At 40.0% G+C, this 20,798-nt stretch carries 19 protein-coding genes; 5 read left to right on the forward strand and 14 right to left on the reverse strand.

Features of this window, described 5'->3' with window-relative positions; translation table 11 throughout:
- Window positions 1–118 precede the first annotated feature (118 nt).
- From J5A55_RS11965 to mazG, 3 genes are all read right to left on the reverse strand, one after another.
- Window positions 119–1,033, reverse strand: coding sequence for a ribonuclease Z (locus J5A55_RS11965; RefSeq protein ID WP_004382043.1), 915 nt, complete (start codon window positions 1,031–1,033; stop codon window positions 119–121).
- 103 nt (window positions 1,034–1,136) lie between these two features.
- Complete coding sequence (locus tag J5A55_RS11970) at window positions 1,137–1,694, reverse strand: lipocalin-like domain-containing protein (protein ID WP_039851057.1); 558 nt, start codon at window positions 1,692–1,694, stop codon at window positions 1,137–1,139.
- 20 nt (window positions 1,695–1,714) lie between these two features.
- A complete protein-coding gene (gene mazG / locus J5A55_RS11975) occupies window positions 1,715–2,590 on the reverse strand; it encodes a nucleoside triphosphate pyrophosphohydrolase (protein WP_004382041.1) in 876 nt (291 codons plus the stop codon).
- 146 nt (window positions 2,591–2,736) lie between these two features.
- On the opposite strand from mazG, the gene J5A55_RS11980 reads away from it, so the two are divergent.
- Window positions 2,737–5,430, forward strand: coding sequence for a valine--tRNA ligase (locus tag J5A55_RS11980; protein WP_039851056.1), 2,694 nt, complete (start codon window positions 2,737–2,739; stop codon window positions 5,428–5,430).
- Between the two features lie 470 nt (window positions 5,431–5,900).
- Complete coding sequence (locus J5A55_RS11985; protein ID WP_004382039.1) at window positions 5,901–6,362, forward strand: HU family DNA-binding protein; 462 nt, start codon at window positions 5,901–5,903, stop codon at window positions 6,360–6,362.
- Window positions 6,363–6,434: 72 nt separating this feature from the next.
- Here the strand turns inward: J5A55_RS11985 and J5A55_RS11990 are convergent, their stop codons facing one another.
- The 5 genes from J5A55_RS11990 to aspS all read right to left on the reverse strand — a co-directional run bounded on the left by J5A55_RS11990 (window position 6,435) and on the right by aspS (window position 11,452).
- Entirely contained in the window at window positions 6,435–7,460 is a 1,026-nt protein-coding gene (locus J5A55_RS11990) for an esterase-like activity of phytase family protein (RefSeq protein WP_039850874.1), read from the reverse strand.
- A gap of 90 nt (window positions 7,461–7,550) precedes the next feature.
- Complete coding sequence (locus tag J5A55_RS11995; RefSeq protein ID WP_004382037.1) at window positions 7,551–8,618, reverse strand: mannose-1-phosphate guanylyltransferase; 1,068 nt, start codon at window positions 8,616–8,618, stop codon at window positions 7,551–7,553.
- 222 nt (window positions 8,619–8,840) lie between these two features.
- Window positions 8,841–9,167 carry a hypothetical protein gene (locus J5A55_RS12000; RefSeq protein WP_004382035.1) on the reverse strand — a complete coding sequence of 109 codons (327 nt, stop codon included), beginning with the start codon at window positions 9,165–9,167 and terminating at the stop codon, window positions 8,841–8,843.
- Window positions 9,168–9,232: 65 nt separating this feature from the next.
- Entirely contained in the window at window positions 9,233–9,520 is a 288-nt protein-coding gene (locus J5A55_RS12005) for a winged helix-turn-helix domain-containing protein (RefSeq protein ID WP_004382034.1), read from the reverse strand.
- A gap of 174 nt (window positions 9,521–9,694) precedes the next feature.
- Window positions 9,695–11,452, reverse strand: a complete 1,758-nt coding sequence (gene aspS / locus J5A55_RS12010; RefSeq protein ID WP_004382033.1) for an aspartate--tRNA ligase — start codon at window positions 11,450–11,452, stop codon at window positions 9,695–9,697.
- Window positions 11,453–11,699: 247 nt separating this feature from the next.
- Here aspS and J5A55_RS12015 point away from each other — a divergent pair, with 247 nt between their 5' ends.
- A complete protein-coding gene (locus J5A55_RS12015) occupies window positions 11,700–12,083 on the forward strand; it encodes a DUF1573 domain-containing protein (protein ID WP_004382032.1) in 384 nt (127 codons plus the stop codon).
- A gap of 91 nt (window positions 12,084–12,174) precedes the next feature.
- Here J5A55_RS12015 and J5A55_RS12020 read toward each other — a convergent pair whose 3' ends face one another.
- From J5A55_RS12020 to J5A55_RS12045, 6 genes are all read right to left on the reverse strand, one after another.
- Window positions 12,175–12,507 carry a cupin domain-containing protein gene (locus J5A55_RS12020; RefSeq protein ID WP_004382031.1) on the reverse strand — a complete coding sequence of 111 codons (333 nt, stop codon included), beginning with the start codon at window positions 12,505–12,507 and terminating at the stop codon, window positions 12,175–12,177.
- A gap of 87 nt (window positions 12,508–12,594) precedes the next feature.
- Window positions 12,595–15,855, reverse strand: a complete 3,261-nt coding sequence (locus tag J5A55_RS12025) for a TonB-dependent receptor (RefSeq protein WP_004382030.1) — start codon at window positions 15,853–15,855, stop codon at window positions 12,595–12,597.
- A gap of 275 nt (window positions 15,856–16,130) precedes the next feature.
- Window positions 16,131–16,898, reverse strand: a complete 768-nt coding sequence (locus J5A55_RS12030; RefSeq protein WP_004382029.1) for an RsmE family RNA methyltransferase — start codon at window positions 16,896–16,898, stop codon at window positions 16,131–16,133.
- Window positions 16,899–16,936: 38 nt separating this feature from the next.
- Window positions 16,937–17,488 carry a UvrB/UvrC motif-containing protein gene (locus J5A55_RS12035; RefSeq protein WP_004382028.1) on the reverse strand — a complete coding sequence of 184 codons (552 nt, stop codon included), beginning with the start codon at window positions 17,486–17,488 and terminating at the stop codon, window positions 16,937–16,939.
- A 15-nt stretch (window positions 17,489–17,503) separates the two neighbouring features.
- On the reverse strand, window positions 17,504–18,769 hold the full coding sequence (locus J5A55_RS12040; RefSeq protein ID WP_004382027.1) for a nucleoside permease: 1,266 nt from the start codon (window positions 18,767–18,769) through the stop codon (window positions 17,504–17,506).
- Window positions 18,770–18,843: 74 nt separating this feature from the next.
- Window positions 18,844–19,440: a DUF3256 family protein gene (locus tag J5A55_RS12045; protein ID WP_004382026.1), complete on the reverse strand. Its 597-nt coding sequence runs from the start codon at window positions 19,438–19,440 to the stop codon at window positions 18,844–18,846.
- Window positions 19,441–19,502: 62 nt separating this feature from the next.
- Between J5A55_RS12045 and J5A55_RS12050 the strand changes: the two genes are divergently transcribed.
- Both J5A55_RS12050 and J5A55_RS12055 read left to right on the forward strand, forming a co-directional pair.
- A complete protein-coding gene (locus J5A55_RS12050) occupies window positions 19,503–20,081 on the forward strand; it encodes a hypothetical protein (protein WP_004382025.1) in 579 nt (192 codons plus the stop codon).
- A complete protein-coding gene (locus J5A55_RS12055; protein ID WP_004382024.1) occupies window positions 20,082–20,402 on the forward strand; it encodes a hypothetical protein in 321 nt (106 codons plus the stop codon).
- Window positions 20,403–20,798 lie beyond the last annotated feature (396 nt).

Below are 20,798 nucleotides of genomic sequence, written 5' to 3' on the forward strand. Positions count from 1 at the left end.
ATCTTGTTTCATGGTTTAGTAGATATTTTATAGCTTTCTTTCATTCTACTTAAAGATTATGTTACTACACAATGGTCATTTTAATTCCACTCTGTTTTAATTGTAGGTTAACTTTGTCTTAAACATCAATGACCATCCCCTCTTGTGATAAGATAGTATTCGGAAAGATAGCTTGAGCCTCTTTTAATAGTAGCTCTTCATTATTATATCGAGCGGAATAATGACCTAAAAGTAATTTACCAACCTTTGCATCATGTGCTACCTTCGCTGCTTGTTCTGACGTACTATGCCAATAGAGCTTAGCACGATCGGCATCCTTCGCAAGATATGTGCTTTCATGATAAAGTGTATTAACTCCTTGAACTTGCTTAGAAAGTGACTTGATATATCTCGTATCGGAACAATAAGCATAACTACGGGCAGGAGTAGCAGGCGATGTAAGTCGGTCGTTCGGAATAATATCTCCATCAGGAGTAATCCAATCAGCACCATTCTTTATGTTATTAATCTGACTGATTGGGATATGATAGAAATCAATCATATCTCGACGAATATGCGGGAGCATTTGTTTCTCTCTAAAAAGGAATCCACAACATTCTACTCTATGCTGCAAAGGAATCGTTTCAACTGTCAGACTACGATCTTCATAAATAACTTTCTGTTGAGTTGTATCTAAGCCATGGAATATTACCTCAAACCCTAATCCCTGACAAAAGAAGTCGAGTGTTTGCTGAAGGATAGGCTCAAAAGAAGAAGGAGCATAGATATGTAGAGGAGCGGTGCGCCCCGTCATACCAAATGTAGACAACATTCCTGGTAATCCAAAACAATGATCGCCATGAAGATGACTAATAAATACAGCTATAATTCTAGAGAAATGGATGTGCAACCTACGTAATTGTATCTGCGTTCCTTCTCCACAATCAATCATAAATTGCTTTTCCCTCAGTTCAATAACCTGCGAAGAAGGATAATGTCTCAATGTAGGTAAGGCACTTCCACAGCCTAAAATACGTACAGTAAATGGTTCCATACAGCAATACGAACGAATATAAAAATGCTCGAATCGCTTAGCTAAATCTCATTCAAAGAGCTATTACACGACACGAGCATTATAATGTTTTATCAGCTAAATCTTACTTTCCTCTTGTAAAGACAAAAATACCATTGTGATTTTCTAATGATAGTGAGTCCGCACCGAGGTTATCAACATCAAAGGTATCTTTTGATAAGATCAACTTACCATTCCAAATCTTCCATGAAGTCCAAGGATTCTTCTCTGATTGAAGACTGGAACTAACCGTTCCGCCCTCTTTAATCTCGAAGTTACGATCAAGACTTGTCCAGTTTCCTAATAGAGAAGTTAGATTAATGGCAGAACGCATGAAGTTATCGCCATATTCCTTATACCCAATCACGGCAAAGCGGTCACCATTAATCTTTCCTCCTTTAACAACTTCGACAGTGTCATCTGGATTTACTAAGAACTCAACCGTATCGCCTTTATCCGTAAGTAAGATTAATGAGTTCATTGCACCGTCAACCATAGTACCATAAACAGTACTATCGCCCACAGTCAAAGAATCGGTACTACCACTTGCTTGAGCCAATGACGACTTTGCCTTATTATCCTTACAAGCGTAAACAGCAGCAAGGATAATCAATGAAATAACTAAATAAAAACTCCTTTTCATGTGCTTAATATCTTTAGTTCTTATAGTTTCTTTGCTTCTTCCCAATATTGATCCATCTCTGCGAGTGTCAAATCCTTTATAGAGACACCTTTTTCACGCGCTTTCTTTTCGATGTAATCAAATCGTTTTATAAACTTCTGATTCGTATGTTCGAGTGCATTATCAGGGTTAATATGATAGAGGCGGGCTGCATTGATAAGCGAAAACATAAAGTCGCCAAACTCTTCGGTTGAACGCTCTTTATCTTCTTTCTGCAGTTCTGCCTTCAATTCGCCTAACTCTTCATAAACCTTGTCCCATACCTGCTCTTTTTCTTCCCAATCAAAACCCACATTACGAGCCTTGTCTTGTATGCGATAAGCCTTTATAAGACTTGGCAATGATTCTGGAACACCAGAGAGAACAGACTTATTTCCATCTCTTTCGCGCTGTTTTCGCTGTTCCCAAGTAGATTCAACTTGCGTTGCCGTATTAGGTGCTGCTTGCTGATTATCGCTTGTTTGCTGTTTCAATTCATCTTTGTAAACCACCTGCCCATTAGCATTTACAGCCATATCCGAGCGAGAAACCTCCCATCCTGTCCAGTCAATAAAATCATGTCTGAACATCAATTTATCTGATTGCGCATTGCAAACATCAGCAACATCAAACTCTTCTTTCTCCTGACCGAGCATTGAATAGAACACAACGTGCTCCATAACATCTCCCAATTCCTTACAGATATTCTTTGAATCGTTCTTGAGAAGAGCATCAGCTAACTCGAAAGTCTCTTCAATAGTATTAGGACGAAGACTCTCATTGGTTTGTTTTCTATCCCAAGGGCACTCCTTGCGAAGACGTTCCTGGACATCCAACAAACGTGCAAAGGCTTTTAATTTTTCTTCTTTTGTATGCAATGTCTTGATGTTTAAAGTTAAAGATAAACGTTAAAGTACTTGCTAACCTGTACTATTATCGTTGCAAAGATACACTATTTAAGCGGATTTTTTGTACTTTTGCACCGCATTTTATGATAATAAAGAATAAAAAAATATATGAAACAATGGAATTAGCAAGCAAGTATGATCCACAGGTTGTGGAATCAAAATGGTACCAGTATTGGCTGGACAATAAGCTATTTAGTTCTAAACCTGATGGGCGTGAGCCTTATACTGTGGTGATTCCACCACCAAATGTTACTGGTGTACTCCACATGGGACACATGCTTAACAACACTATTCAGGACATTCTTGTAAGACGTGCGCGCATGGAGGGTAAAAATGCTTGCTGGGTTCCAGGTACTGACCATGCAAGTATCGCCACCGAAGCAAAGGTTGTAAACAAGTTGGCGCAAGAAGGTATCAAAAAGACAGATCTCACCCGTGAACAATTCCTTGAGCATGCGTGGGATTGGACGCATGAGCATGGTGGTATTATCCTGAAACAGTTGCGCCGTTTGGGCTGCTCTTGCGATTGGGATCGTACTGCTTTCACCATGGACGACACCAGAAGTAAGAGTGTTATTAAGGTATTCTGCGACTTATATAATAAAGGTTATATCTATCGTGGCGTGCGAATGGTTAATTGGGACCCACAGGCACAGACTGCTCTATCGGACGAGGAGGTGATTTATAAGGACGAACACTCTAAACTTTATCACCTTAAATATTATGTTGCTGCCGACGATCAGGCTAAAGTGGAGCGTAAAGACGAGGGCAATGTAATGCACAAAGATGAGAAAGGTTACTACGCTGTGGTTGCAACAACCCGCCCTGAAACGATTATGGGCGATTCGGCTATGTGCATTAATCCAGAAGATGTGAAGAACACATGGCTCAAAGGTTTGCATGTCATCGTACCATTGGTTAACCGCGTAATCCCGGTTATTGAGGATTCATACGTAGATATTCAGTTCGGAACAGGTTGTTTGAAGGTTACTCCTGCACACGATGTCAATGACCATGCGCTCGGTTTGAAGCATGGATTAGAGACAATCGACATCTTCAATGATAACGGAACCATCTCCGAAGCGGCTGGTTTGTATGTAGGTCAAGATAGAATGGACGTGCGCAAGCAGATATCTAAGGACTTAGAGGCGGCTGGTTTGATGGAAAAGGTAGAAGACTATGACAATAAAGTAGGCTTCTCGGAGCGTACCAACGTACCCATCGAGCCGAAACTCTCCACACAATGGTTCCTCAAAATGCAGCACTTTGCCGACATTGCGCTCGCTCCAGTCATGGACGATGAGATAGAGTTCTATCCAAAGAAATATAAAAACACCTATCGCCACTGGCTTGAAAACATCAAAGACTGGTGTATCAGTCGCCAACTTTGGTGGGGGCATCGCATCCCTGCTTACTATTTCAAGGACGCAGAAGGTAAGAACGCAATAGTCGTTGCAGAGACCGCAGACGAGGCATTGAAACTTGCAAAAGAGAAGAATCCTAACGTAACTGCAGCCGATTTAGAGCAGGAAAGCGACTGCATGGACACATGGTTCTCCAGTTGGTTATGGCCAATCTCTGTGTTTGATGGCATTAACAACCCCGATAATGAGGAAATAAACTACTACTACCCTACGAGCGATCTCGTGACAGGTCCAGACATTATCTTCTTCTGGGTGGCACGAATGATCATGGCAGGCTATGAATATCGTGGTAAATTCCCATTCAAGCACGTTTATTTCACGGGTATTGTGCGCGATAAGCTCGGGCGGAAGATGAGCAAAAGTCTTGGTAATTCGCCTGACCCGATTATGCTTATCGAGAAATATGGTGCCGATGGCGTCCGTATGGGTATGATGCTTTCAGCCCCAGCCGGCAATGATATTCTCTTCGATGAGACGCTCTGTGAGCAAGGACGTAACTTCAATAACAAGATTTGGAATGCCTTCCGCCTCGTACAAGGTTGGCAAACTGCCGATATTGAACAGCCACAAGCAAGCCGAATCGCCGTTGAATGGTTCGATGCCAAACTGAAAGCTGTGAACAAAGAGATGGACGAACAATTCAAGAGCTATCGTATTTCCGAGGCATTGATGACGGTCTATCGCCTCTTCTGGGACGAGTTTTCAAGCTGGTACTTGGAGATGATTAAGCCAGAATATGGCAAACCTATCGACAAAGTGACCTACGATGCAACGCTCCGTTTCTTCAATTCTTTGTTAAAGATGCTCCACCCCTTCATGCCTTTCATCACCGAAGAGCTATGGCAGCACATCTATGACCGCAAAGACAGCGAGAGCATTATGTGCGATGAACTGAAACTCCCAGCTCCAACCAAGGACGAAGAGCGGTTAATCGAAGACATAGAACAGGTGAAAGCAATCGTCGGCGGTGTCAGAACGGTGCGCAATCAGAAGAATATCGCACCTAAGGTTGAACTCGAACTCAATGCCATTGGGCAAAATAACTACGAGGCATACAACAGCGTAATCCATAAGATGGCGAACTTAAAGACAATCGAAGTGGTGGCAGAGAAGCCCAGCGACGCATCAGGCTTCATGGTCGGAACGGACAGTTTTGCCGTACCTGTTGGCGATTTGATTGATGTTGCAGCCGAAATCGAAAAGCAAGAGAAAGAACTCAACCATCTGGAAGGCTTCCTCGCTGGCATCAAGAAGAAACTATCTAACGAGAATTTTGTTTCTCATGCCCCTGCGGCAGTCATCGAACGTGAGCGCAAAAAGCAAAGCGATTCCGAAGAAAAGATTGCAGCTCTCAAAGCAAGTTTGGAGGAATTGAGGAAAAAGTAAACTAATTTTACCTAACAATATCCGAGTAGGAATTAGGCTTATTAGCGAATAGCAGGCTTAATTCCTACTCTCTTTTTTTGTCATTCTGCACATGAAAATCACCCGTTTTTAGCCCCTTTTACGTACCTTTGTAAATCATTGATTATCAGCACAATACAAAGCCAATAATAAATCCCCAAAAAACGGAGGTACATTTTACCAAAAACGGAGGTACGTTTTCATCAAAACGGAGGTACGTTTTTACTAAAACGGAGGTACGATTTTTTAGAAAGCAATATACAATATTTACAAAAGTCAGATTGCTTATTGAAAATAAGGATATAAAAACAATCAAAAAAATAGCTTCGATTTATTGTTTTAATAAAATATTTTCATTATATTTGCGCCATACAATCTGAGTGTAAGTACTGTGAAGTGTGCAGATACCCCACTCTAATTTATTTAAAACACATTAAAAAACCATTTAGCTTATGGATTTTTCACTAACCAAGAGAACGGTCAACATGGGTAAATTAAAAGGCAAAGATGTCTTCATTGCTCACCCTGTTTGTCAGAAACATCACATCACTTTTGATGAACTATGTGATCGCATGGCGGACGATTCAACCGTTGGTCAAGCTGACATTGCGGCTGTATTCTATCGTTTCCGCAAAGTGTTAAACGAACTTTGTTCGAGAGGTTACATTGTCGACGGGGGACCAATCGGTACGTTCCGACCCACATTCACCTCAAAATCTGTGTTGAAAGAAGAAGATTTCAAGCCTTCGGAGTGCATCTCTCGAACGCAGATTCTCTTCACTCCTACACAGGAGTTCCGCCAACTCAAGGGTATTGAGTTCTTCCGAGTAGCTCCACAGGAGAAGGTGAAAGGCAAGAAAAAACCAAAAGAGAACAAGAAAGAGAATGAGGAGTCAGGACCTCAAGTTGGTTGAAAACCATTCAATCCAGAAAGACGAAAGCCACGAGCACTTGCCCGTGGCTTTCTGTTTTTATGCAATGCATTATCATCGTATGACAATCGTGCGGAACCAATCTCTCAAAACTCCGCCATATTGATTCTGACTATCGGCACAAAGGATAAGGACTTGGCTTCCGTCAGACAGTTTTGAACCGAGGCACATCCCTTCATAGTTCGCTAAATCTTGTCGGAATAGCGTTAAGGAGGTCTTCCATTCTGCTATCAATGTCTTCTGAAGATAGGGAGAAGCAGCTTGAAGTGGGGCATTTGACGGAATAGAATCGGCGGAAAGAGGATCGACGCAATAGATCTTATTGCTCACAAACGACCCTAATTTACCCGATGTTACAAGGAACTCGCGCTCTAAGACTAATAGCTTTCCATCATCTAATGCGGTCAAAGCTGGTACGCCCATCGCATAATTGGAAGCACTCTTATGCGAGATTGGTTTGTCCATCAGGTAAGCAAATTGCGCTTGAGGCATGAAATCTTCATCGAAACTTTGTAGCCGCAAGCGATTATTAACCTGATTCTGAGCATTGGCTTGCACACCATCCAGCTTTAAGGTGCTCTCAGAAGTTGTCCAGAACAGGTGCGTTTGCTTGTTATAAGTCAATGCTTCAAAGCCATATTGATGGGTAATATCTTTGAAAGTAGCGGGGATTTTTAATCTTTTCCCCGTCAGATGTCCATCCATCGCATACTCTAAAATGGCATTATCGCCCTCACGGGAAATGAAAATCGTACTGTCTTTGGGAAAGAATGCAATCCCCTCTTCATCCTGATTTGCGTCAGAAGAAGGGCGGAAACCATCTGAAGTTATGTCCAGAATATCGCCCGTCTGATGGTCAATCTGTATATGAAACACGAAGAACCCACTCTTAGGAGCCTTGTCTGATACCACTGCATAAGTTTCATTTCCTAAAGAAGTCAAGCCACTGTAATTGCCCTTTGGCAGATTATGATGGAAATAATGTTGGGGATTCATCCTTACTAACTTCGACGTTTGGGCGAAAGAAGTGAGGGAATGAACGAAACAAATGGAAAATATTATCTTAGAAAGAAACGTCATAGGAACTTTGAAATACTAATATATCCACACATTACATGAAGATAATATGTGGATATAAACAATCAATGGCTATCAAAAGGGGGAATGAGATTACCCTTCTCCCGTAAATTGCTTCAACCTTTGTTCTTCAGAGAGCTTACAAATAAGCAATTTCCCCCCTTGTTCCGCAACGATATAGCCATCCAAGCCTTGAATAACGACCTTGCGTTCTTCGGTGGTATGGACAATACAATTACGACTATCGAAGAGATGAATTTCATTACCTATAATTGCATTTCCATATAAATCTCGCTGGCTTTGTGCCATCAGTGAGCCCCATGTGCCAAGATCGCTCCAGCCAAAAGATGCAGGACAGACGAAAATCTCCTCTGCTCGTTCCATAATTGCATAGTCAACAGATATATTTTCGCATTCAGGATATACCTCATCAATAACTCGTTGCTCCTCGGATGTTCCAAGAACATTCATTATCTGCTCAAAAATACGCGCAATGCTGGGTTGATAGATGCGGAAAGCATTTACGATTGTAGATGCACTCCAAATAAAAATACCTGCATTCCAGAAGAAATTATTCTGCCGAATATAGCGTTCTGCCGTCTCTAAATCGGGTTTCTCACGGAAATGATCAACACGATATATCTCCTTATTACGTGCAGAAGCCGTTGAAAGATCTGCTTGAATATAGCCATATCCGGTTTCTGGGCGCGTCGGTTTCATTCCTAATGTCACTATAGCATCCGTTTCCGCGGTAAATTTCATACAGTTTGTTACCACTCTTCGGAACTCGGTGTTATCCATAACAACATGATCACTTGGAGAAACAACGATGTTTGCCTTGGGATTTTCCTTCTTAATACGCCAACTAACATACGCAATGCAGGGAGCTGTGTTACGGCGACAAGGCTCACTTAGAATATGATTCAATGGCATCTCAGGTAATTGTTCATGGACTAAATCCACATACTTCTGATTGGTTACTACCCAAACATTATCAGAAGGGACAACACCCGAAAAGCGATCATAAGTCAATTGTAATAGAGTTTGTCCCACGCCCAATACATCAATAAACTGTTTTGGATGTTCCGTTGTACTCATTGGCCAGAATCGACTACCAACTCCGCCAGCCATAATAACTAAATGATTATTTGATTGTGCCATAGATTGCTGCTTAAATTAATATAATTGCAAATATACAAATAAAAAACTTAATGCCCAGCTTTATCAAGGCTTTTTCTTGTTTATCTGGTAGATGATGGTAGAATATTCCTTAAAAGGAGGGAGGGCTTATCTACTATCAAGGGAAGGCTTTACTCAAGTCGAGGAAGGCATCTATTCAAATGTAAAAACACTATTGTCGCAAAGTATAGCAATATAAACCATTTAAAACAGAGAAAGGCTTTGGTCTTTCTGGGGCTTTTCCTCTACATTATCCTCTTTCTCATCGCGAAATTGAAGTATGAATTGCTGTGAAAAGCTATTGCTTATATTGAGACGGTATGTTCCTTTTCTGATTCTTTCGATTAAGGAAGTTGGTAATTTACTATTCCTCAGAAGATAGCTTTGCACATACTTGCGGACATCTTCCTGTACGATCGGATGAAATAGAGAGTTACAAGCATTATAAACATGGTGAGAGATTTTCCAAACAGAAAGTCCCTCGTCACCAGCTTCTACAAGCACTCGAATTATTTCTTTATCGTATTGCATATAAAAAAGGGAGTCAATATACTTTTCATACGGCTCCCTTTCTATTCTATCGTTAATATGTCGGATTAGGCTAATGTAACCTTATTCCCTTCATCCTTAACTTTTCCTTCTTTTAAAAGCCAACCAATTCCCAAATAAACTTCTTCAGTTGAGATCTTAGCTGCCTTTGCAATCTCTGCTACGCTTAAAGCCTTCGCCTCTGCTGCAAGCGTGTTATAAACATCACCTGCCCTGTAACCAACATTTACCTCGTTGATAGAAACTACAGTGGCTGTTGCCTTTGTAGCAGACTTCTTGGTAGTGGCTTTCTTTACTGCCTTAGTTGCAGCCTTAACTTCTTTCTTTTCAGTCATAATCTTATAAAATTAAAGTCTCAATTAAATTGACCAAATCACAATTTATTAGTATTTGCCTACAAAAATACATCAAATTTCTTGAAGTATCAAATACTTTTTACATAAACTAAGTTGGCTTAGAGAACATCACTTCATTTATTGCTATTTTATTGACTTAAATCAATGATTAAGCTATTCTTTGACATCAAGTTTCAGTTCCAATTCATCTAATTGCTTCTGATCAATAATAGACGGTGCATCTAACATTACGTCACGCCCACTATTGTTCTTAGGGAATGCTATGCAATCACGAATAGAATCAAGACCAGCAAGGATACTTACGAAACGATCAAGACCGAAAGCAAGACCTGCATGAGGTGGTGCTCCATACTTAAAGGCATTCATCAAGAAACCAAATTGTGCTTCTGCACGTTCTGGAGTAAAGCCAAGAACCTCAAACATCTTCTCTTGTAATTGGGTATCATGGATACGGAGTGAACCACCACCAACTTCAATTCCATTGCAAACAAAGTCGTAAGCCTTAGCACGTACTTGCTCTGGATGCTCGTCCAGCAATGGGATATCATCAAGATTAGGCATTGTAAACGGATGGTGTGTAGCCATAAGACGTTGCTCTTCATCGCTCCATTCAAACAATGGGAAGTCAATAATCCATAAGCACTTGAATACATTCTTATCACGTAGACCTAAGCGGTCACCCATCTCAAGACGTAGAGAACAGAGCTGAACACGTGTCTTATTTGCATTATCACCTGATAATATCAAAACAAGATCACCATCTTTGGCACCAGTTGTCTCCTTTACTTTCTGTAATTGCTCGGGGGTATAGAACTTATCAATAGAACTCTTAATTGTTCCATCCGTGTTATACTTGATAAATACAAGACCATGTGCTCCAACCTGTGGACGCTTGACGAAATCTGTAAGTTCATTGAGCTGTTTACGGCTATAATCAGCACAACCAGGAACGACGATACCGCCAATATATTTAGCTTCATCGAATACAGAGAAAGAACCAGTACCCTTCAACTCATCTATCAATTCAACGAACTCCATTCCAAAGCGCAAGTCTGGTTTATCAGAACCAAAACGCTTCATAGCCTCATGCCATGTCATCTGTTCTAACTTAGGAAGTTCAACACCACGAATCTCACGGAAGAGATGACGAGCCATTTCCTCAAACAGATTGATAACATCATCCTGATCTACAAATGACATCTCACAATCAATCTGTGTAAACTCTGGCTGACGATCGGCACGCAAGTCCTCATCACGGAAACACTTTGCAATTTGGAAGTAACGATCGAAACCTGCTACCATCAATAATTGCTTCAAAGTTTGTGGACTCTGTGGTAAAGCATAGAATTGCCCAGGGGTCATACGTGATGGTACAACGAAGTCGCGAGCACCCTCTGGTGTAGAACCAATAAGGATAGGAGTCTCCACCTCCATAAACTTTTGTGAATCGAGGAAATTACGGATAAGGATTGTCATTCTATGACGTAACTCAAGATTCTTACGTACAGCTTCACGACGAAGATCAAGATAGCGATACTTCATTCGCAAATCATCACCGCCATCAGTATTATCCTCAATGGTGAAAGGAGGCGTCAAAGAAGGACTAAGAACATTCAGTTCCTTTGCTATTATCTCAATATCCCCTGTAGGAATCTTGTTGTTCTTACTCTGTCGCTCGCTAACAATACCTTTTACTTGAATACAATATTCACGTCCCAACTTGTTGGCTTCACCACACAGACTAGCATCATCAGCTTCATTAAATACCAACTGAGTAATACCATAGCGATCACGGAGGTCAATAAAGGTCATACCTCCCATTTTACGCGAGCGCTGTACCCAGCCAGCTAGGGTTACTTCCTTGCCTGCATCCGAAAGGCGCAGCTCTCCACAAGTATTCGTTCTATACATAATTGATTATGTTGATTATATTTATCCTCTGAACTATAAAGTTATGCAAAGATACTAACTTTAAATGAGAAACAGGAGTTACCTTATAAAAATATAAGAATGCAAACAAAACTTTCAGTTCTAATGCTAATTTGATGACTAATATTTAATAATTCCACCTTAATTATTGTAAAACACCATGGTAACTATAAACTTTCTGATTACTTTTGCATCATAATAATACGGAACAACTAAAAAGTTATACGATATGAAAAAGTTCTTATTAATAACACTGCTACTTGTTATGGGAGTAACTTTCGCAGTTGCACAGAATCAAGCAGAAATTAAATTCGATAAGGTAAGTTACGACTTTGGTACATTCAGTGAGAATGATCCAGTACACAAGACTACATTCACTTTTACAAACGTTGGTAATGCACCATTGGTAATCAATCAAGTAATTGCTAGTTGTGGTTGCACCATCCCACGTTACGACAAGCGTCCCATTGCTCCTGGTCAGAAGGGTAGCATAGAGGTAACTTATAATGGTACGGGAAAGTTCGCAGGGCACTTTAAGAAAAGCATTACTGTACGCACGAATGGTAAAAATGAAATGACTCGTCTTTACATTGAAGGTGTAATGGAAAGATAATAAGGATAGAATAAACCATTGGAAATAATACAGAATTAGCGGTAGACATTACTGTCTGCCGCTAATTCTGTATATACCCTACTGGCAATTACTATCCCAATGTTGGTACAATAGCAAGATATACGACATCATGGTCTGTACAATTCTCAAACCAATGGAAGTGCCCCTCTGGACAATAATGTAACTGCCCCACCCTTGCAACCTCCGTACAATCATCATAGTGTACAGTCAACTCACCACTAATAACAAACATCGCTTCAAAAGTACCAACATGCTGATGCTTTCCACTACATGCACCTGGTCGCAATGTTGAATACATGATACGAGCGTTATCATCAACAAACGCACGCATATCAAGTTTCCCTTTCCCGCCTTTGAAACCTTCTATATGCTTTTCAGCAATCTTATCGAAATCAATAATCATAATGTTTGAGTTTTAATTATGATGCAAAGATAATTAAAAAAGCAGAGACTCAAACTTGGTCTCTGCTCTTTTTATATATATGCGTTATTAGAAGGTATAACGTAAGCCTAACTGACCACGCCAACGGCTATAATATGTATCATAGTTTCGTGCAACGTGTGTACCATCAAATTTGAATACTCCATTACCTTCATAATTGAAAGGACTAAAGTAACGACCGAATCCGTCACCGTATGTATGTCCCCAATCCTTGTTTAGGAGGTTTCCAACGTTTATGATATCAAAGCTAAGCTCGAGAGAATTGGTTTGACCTGCAACCTTGAAGCTATACTTCTGTGCGAGGTGTACGTCAAAGTGATTCTCAAAAGCAAGGTTATCAGCATAACGCTTGAAATACTCGCCACGATGACGACTCATATAAGGATCATCAGCAATCCACTGCTTCATCAAAGCACGTTGCTGTGCCTCTGTGAGAGTTCCATTGAAGCCAGAGCCAAGAACCTTCGTAATCAATGGGTAGATATCCTTACTATTATTAACCTTTACGCCACTTGCAAACTTCATTCGATCGATCTGTGCATCTGTAGGAATCCACATCAGGTCGTTACCATTAGCCCCATCGCCATTCATGTCACCATAAACTTCGATTACGTAAGGGGAACCACTACGACCTTGATAAATCACTCCAATTGTTGATTCCCATTGCTTCCTTGCACCATACTTTACATGATAGTAAGCACTTGCTTGAAGACGATGGGGAACGTTATATGCACTAAGACTGAGTTCAGGATCATTAACATCACGATAAGTTGCATTATACATCCAGTTACTACCAGCAACAGATGAAGTTCCGCTATTAACACTCATAGAACGAGTCCATGTGTAACTTGCCATAAGATCGAGACCGAAGTTAAAATGCTTCTCACCCTTTAGCGAAAGACTCGTTGTATATCCCTTGCTTGTGTTGTAGAGTGCATAGACATAAGAATAAGGAGTGCCGTTGGTTGTACGCTCATACATTGGACGATTATCCCATTCGTAACCTGTAACCTGTGCAAATGTTTGTCCTGTCTTATCAACAGCAAGATTCTTATAATAGATATCGTTCAAAGTCTTTGAGTAAATGGCTTCTGCTGTCCAGTCAATACCAAGGAGATGGAAATCAAAACCTAAGTTAGCTTTCAGGGTCTGGGCAAACTTGAACTTATCTTCAAACACATTCACTTCCTGACTACCAGCAGCTCTCAATCGAGCAGCATTAGCTTCCTGTCCATTAGGATTAAGAATAAGCTCCAGTCCCTTAGGGCTATTTACAGAGTAGGTCTGCATCTGCAAACCAGTCTTTGCGAAGTTGTTACTAATCCATACGTATGGTATACGTCCTGTGAAGATACCCAATCCACCACGGAGAATAAACTGACGATCCTTATTAATATCCCAACGGAAGCCAACGCGTGGACTCCACAAAGGAGTACTAGAAAGTTTATGGTTTGTACGAACGTTCCAATTATGCTGTGCAGCATAAGTATTGAAAGGTTCATTAGCCGTTGGAGTCTTGAAGAAAAGAGGAATCTCCATACGCAAGCCATAAGTCAACTGGAATGATGGAGTTATATTCCACTTATCTTGTGCATAGAAGCCAAGCTGACCAGCAGAGAAAGGTGTCTTCCAACGTGGGTCACCAGTAACATCAACATTTGCTACACCATAACGATACTGACGGAAGTAGTTATAGGTTGGATCAATCGTACCAGCCATAAAGTCTGTATAATACTTATCGAAATGCGCCTTATCGGTGAAGTTATAAGAACCATACGCATCCTGAATAAAGAGATTAGCAAACTTATAGAACTCATTATGAGTACCGAAAGTAAAGGTGTGATTACCCTTATACCAAGTCAAGTTATCTTCTACAGTATAGATATCCTGGTCAAGAGAGTTAGCCATTGAAGAGCGTTCGTTACCAATATTTACTGATCCACCAGTTACTTGCAAAGAAATCATTGGGAATGCAGAAGCAACATTACGTTTATCGCGAACACGTACATAGCTTACACGTGCCTCATTACTTATTGTAGGAGAGATACGGCTCTGTAACTCGGCTGTGAAAGAATTTGTCTTGCTAGTAAATGGGAAGTAATAATGATCATCATTCAAAGAAGAAGAAGAACTTACAACATTCAACTGCTTAGCATCAACATAACTCCAACGGAAAGAGAACTTATTGAAGTCATTGATATTCCAATCAATCTTTGCACCTAATTTATTACTCTTCGTGTAGATATCAGGGTTTGCGAAGGTGCCATCATACGATAAACCTTGACGTTGAGCCATATCCTTAACCTTCTGAAGAACATCATCAGCTTCATCTGGATTTACACGTGAGCCTGCCTGACGATAGCCATTAAGATTTGGATAAGTCTTATTTGCATTCTCATAGTTTACAAAGAAGAACAACTTGTTCTTGATAATAGGACCACCCAATGTTACACCCCATTGATACTGCTCCTGTTTCTGATATTTTGGTGCATAACCTGTTCCATCAGAGTAGGGATAATGATGACCGATAAGACTTTGGTTGTTACCAAAACCATAGACACTACCATGGAACTGGTTAGTACCAGACTTAGTAATAGCATTGATAGAACCACCAGTGAAACCACTTTGACGAACATCGAATGGAGCAACGTTTACTTGAATCTGCTCAATCGTTTCCATTGATACAGGTTGTGTGCCAGCCTGACCACCATTAGAACCATCAGCTGCTAAACCAAACACGTCATTATTCATCGCACCATCAATCATAAATGAATTATAACGATTGCTAGCACCTGCAAATGACATGGCACCATTACTTGATGTCGTAAGCTGAGGATTAAGACGAGCTACATCAGCAATACCATGAGTAATACTTGGCATGTCTGCAATTTGCTTAGACGAGATACTCTGTGCTGCTCCCGTCTTCGTCCCATTGACGCCCGCATTACCAGTTACAACAACTTCTTGAAGTTCCTTAGAATCATCTTGAAGCGAACAAGAGAAATCCTCCGTCTCACCAAGACGAAGCGTTACATTTTCAAATGTCTTAGTCTTTTGACCAATATAAGCCACTTGAATCTTGTAAGGTCCACCAACACGCATACCCTGAATAGTGTAGCGACCATCAATGTTGGTCACAGCTCTGTAAATAGTCCCTGATGGTAAGTGGGTAGCTGTAACGGTTGCACCAATCACGTCTTCACCTTGAGACGTCACCTTGCCACTGATTCCTGATGTCGTTATCTGCGCCATGACCGAAGTTGTCATTGCTAATAACAACGTAACCAAGAAGAGTAATCTTTTCTGCATAATTAGCTAAGAGATTAAAATGAAATAATAACGTTATTTAAATGTATGTTGCAAATATAAATAAAATATTCGACTCCTACATGATGCAATGTGAAAATGTTTCTAAGCTCTTGTTCACAGAGAAGTATATCCTATCATCATATTCCGTATTAACGATGTTGGACATGTTTGTCCAGCCTTTTGGACACATCTGTCCAATTGATTGGACACGTTTGTCCAGCTTCTTGGACACGTTTGTCCAATTGATTGGACACGTCTGTCCAAAATCGTATGTCTTATATACCTCCAGTACATACTCTTCGTGCAAGCTGTGACATCATTACGGCACTAAGCCCTGCTGTCTCTGTACGCAAACGGCTGTTACCCAAAGTAACACTCTTGAAACCATGATCAATAGCATAACGTACCTCCTCAATAGAGAAATCACCTTCAGGACCAACTAATACGGTTATATCATTTCCAATAGAAGGCTTAATGTCTTGAACATTGTGAGCGAAGGTATCAATCAAAGTGAAGAAATCATCTCTATCTATTTCAGAGTAGCAATGACAAATATATTTCTGCCCATTGCATTTATGATTATCTATAAACTTACAGAATGAAGTCATATCATTTACAACAGGTTTCCAAGCCTTATGACTCTGTTTAACAGCCGATATAACTATCTTTTCGATACGATCAGTACGTAAGACCTTACGTTCAGAGAACTTGCAATTTAAGAAGGTAATCTCATCAAAACCTATTTCTGTAGCTTTCTCTACCATCCACTCCATACGCCCCATATCCTTAGTTGGAGCAATAGCCAAATGTATTTTCCCACACCAAGTAGGTTCTTGCTTTAATACTTGCTTGATAGTATAGAAACACTTTTTCGATGTAGCCAATGAAACTTCTGCTTGATAGAAAGATCCTTCACCATCCATCAAAAAGATTTCATCCCCTTCTTTCAATCGAAGAACACGCAAAGCATGAATAGCTTCCTCTGTTGGAAGTTCTTTCTCTACATTAGCATTAGGCACAAAGAAATATCTAACTTCTTTCATTATCTATATATTTCCCTCATAACAAGGGGCAATGCTTGTCATTCTGTTTCTGTCTTTCTATGCTTTAGTTCATCTCTCAATAAAGAAGCCAACTCATAATTTTCATCTTCGATTGCTTTGTCCAATGCTTTTTGCAGCATATCCAAAGTCAAAGTATTAATAGGTACAGCCAATTTATTCTTAGTAGAACCACAAACAACGCTTTGACGTTTAAATAAGTTCTCTTCCATAAAGATATTCAATTTAGCAATATACGCTAAAAGGATAGCATCAGAAGCACGCATAGGGGTAAGACTCAAGTCATCCTTATTTACAAGTAAGGCTTTATATTGCCCATTCACAACTGAATTAAAGAGAATCTCATAATGCTCACTTGTCATAGATGGGTTAATACTGCAAAGCACTTCAGGTAATAATCGCTCCGTATTTACCTTTTTATCTGTTCTAAGTCCAAATTCATACTCCATGTGTTCATCACAGACGATAGCTATTTGCCGAGTCTCCGACATATCAGAAAGAACTAAAAGCCCAAACTCTGAACCTCCTACAATCTGAGAAACACCAACATGTATTAATTGAACTTTACCCATCTAATAGTATTCAATTCATTTAGCTTTCTTCGGACGGAATATCAGTGCAAAGCAAACACCTACAACGAAAGCATAACCAGCAAAGATGAACCAACAGGATGACCAATCACCGACTGTCAATGTATCCGAACCAACTGCCTGTGGATGAGTATAGACATTTACAATCGCCTGAGCTGCCAGCGTTCCTATCGTTGCACCAACGCCATTTGTCATCAACATGAATAGTCCTTGTGCAGAAGACCGGATAGAAGGTTCGGTACTATTATCAACGAATAATGACCCCGAGATATTAAAGAAGTCGAAAGCCACACCATAAACTATCATTGAAAGTACGAACAATAAGATTCCAGGGAAGCCCGGATTACCAACTCCGAATAATCCAAATCGGAGAACCCAAGCAAACATTGCGATTAACATCACATTCTTTATACCATAATGACGCATAAAGAAAGGAATAAGTAGTATGCAACAGGTTTCACTAATCTGCGAAAGACTTATCAATATATTAGCATGCTGCACGCCGAAGCTATCAGCAAATTCCGGTTGAGCACCAAAACTAAATAAAAATGGATTAGCAAAACTATTCGTAATCTGAAGACTTACACCCAATAGCATGGAGAAAATAAAGAAAATAGCCATCTTCTTTTGCTTAAAGAGAGAGAATGCACGCAATCCGAAAGCATCAATAAAGCTCTTCTGTTTCGTCCCTTTACTAACTTCGCAGTTAGGTAATGTAAATGTATAGAGGAAAAGAATGATACTTACAACGCCTGATGTGATAAATTGGTTCTGATTGCTTTGGAATCCCATAATATCAACCAGCCACATTGTAAGGATAAAACCAATCGTTCCGAATACACGAATCGGAGGAAAGTCCTTCACTGTATCCATTCCCGCATTGGTTAAAGCACTATACGCAACGGAATTTGTCAGTGCCAACGTAGGCATATAGAAAGCAACCGACAATGAATATAAGGTAAAGATCGTAGCAAAATTGGCATTTCCTCCGACGCTCAAACCATAACCAGCGGTGGCAAACATGAATACTCCAGCAAGTAAATGACAAAAACCTAATAGTCTTTGAGCTGGAACCCATCGGTCAGCTACAATTCCCATCAAGGCAGGCATGAATATTGACACTATACCTTGCATAGAATAGAACCAACCTATTTCCGAACCAATACCAATATTCCCCAAATAACGCCCCATAGAAGTCAAATAGGCTCCCCAAACTGCGAACTCCAAGAAGTTCATTAAGGCCAAACGTACCTTCAAATTCATGTCTTCAGCTATTAATTTTGTGCCGACAAAAGTAGTAACTTTCTAAGAAACCACCAAATCTTCAATCATTTTTACTAACGAAAATCTTTTCCCGACCAATGCAAAATCACTGGTTTGCGATAGGCTTTCACTCTATTTCTCTCATCTTTCGACAGAAGCGGATAGTCATAGCTTACAATTAAAGAGTTATCATCTGCATTAAAATGCAATTCTCTCAAGCAAGGAGTCATTAAAGATTTTATATCGTTAAACTTAGTTTCAGTTATTGTGTCTGGTTTTTCAATCGTTTCTTGAGGAAGAATTACCGTCCCCCGTGGTTGCCATTGCTGATTAAACAAGGTCAATTTACTCTCTGCGACAGGAGCATTCCAAGTCTGAATCAGCGCAATAGTCGAATTATCTAATAACTTTATCTCCATAGAGCTCGCATCGCTCAGCCTCACAAGCATATAATCTTTCGTTATTCGGTCTATCCGTGTCGTATCATCCAATAGATTCTTTACCGCAGGCTCAACGCCCATTTTCACATCATCGACTAACTCTGTTCGCAAATTCTTATTCAAATAAGGAGAGATTGTATCGGGCATATTAATCCAAACCTCACGAAGATTTTGCGCAGATGCACCCAGCCAACAAGTAAGGAAACAAATGATTATTAAATACTTCTTCATATCTATTTTCAGAATAATATCTATTAAATTCGATTGCAAAGGTACAAAAAAGAAAAGAACAAATGAATAAAAACCTAAATCGTTTTGGAATCTCTACCTTTTCGCTTACCTTTGTTGCCAAAATCAGAAGTACAATAGATATGAAAAGTCCAGAGAATCATACGGAAGAGCATGATAAAGAGCAGAATAACCTTAAGAATGGTGCGAACAATCAGCGTAAAGATTATGACGACGAACCGACCTTAGGGCGCGGAATGATTATCTTTATCATCTTAGGCACTATATTTCTTGTGGCATTTGGATTCATCTATTATGGTCAGCACAAGAATGATCCGGAATATACCCAAACTTCGATTGAGCCAGATTCTAATTTAGCCGAGACCAATAAGGCTAAGTTTGATACCGTGCCTGTAGATACAACCAAGACGGATTCTACTGACAAACAGGAGGAACAGCAGGCTGAAAAGGTGTATAATAGTATCCGCGGACGCAGTCACACTCGCCACAATCGCAGTCATAGCGAGGCTTCAAGATCAACAAATGAGGGGAGCAACGAGCCGGAAACTCCTTCAAATTCTCCAAGTCCAACCCCTCCGCCAGCCCCAACCAAGCCTCACATCGAGTCAATCGAAATGGAATAAATGATTATTATTAGAACCAAATATCTCCCACCCAAGAATTATGATGCCATCAATATTCTTGGGTTTCTTTTCGTTCATCCCGAGATAATTCTCACCAAGGAGCTTATTAATCATGAACGCATCCATACACGCCAGATGATTGAAATGCTCATTATCCCGTTTTATCTATGGTATTTGCTTGAATGGCTTATCCGTTTGCCCCTTCCCGGTCGCGCTTATATGAATTTATCATTTGAAAAAGAGGCATATAAGAATATGGATAACCTCAATTACTTAGAACATCGCAAGCCATTTGCATGGTTCAAATATCTAATATCATAATAGGTTTAAGGGCATTTGATATAGCGAGAATTTTGTAATAGAATATTGTCATTTCCGACGCTGTAACTGCGTTTTTATTCACCAATCCCCTATTCTCGCTCAAATACGCGAATTTTGAGAGAGTTTTGCACCATCTTTATAAACGATTGATATACAGCAACTTATAGAATTATATAATTGTTTCCATCAAAAAGTACTATCATTTTTGGCAAAACGTACCTCCGTTTTAGGCAAAACGGAGGTACATTTTACTAAAAACGGAGGTACATTTCACCCAAAACGGAGGTACGTTTTACTAAAAACGGAGGTACGTTTCACCAAAAACGTATATACATTTTAGTAAAAACGTATATACGTTTCTGAAAAACATGATATTTGAATGATTTTACACCAATA

Source organism: Prevotella veroralis (assembly GCF_018127765.1).
GTDB lineage: Bacteria > Bacteroidota > Bacteroidia > Bacteroidales > Bacteroidaceae > Prevotella > Prevotella veroralis.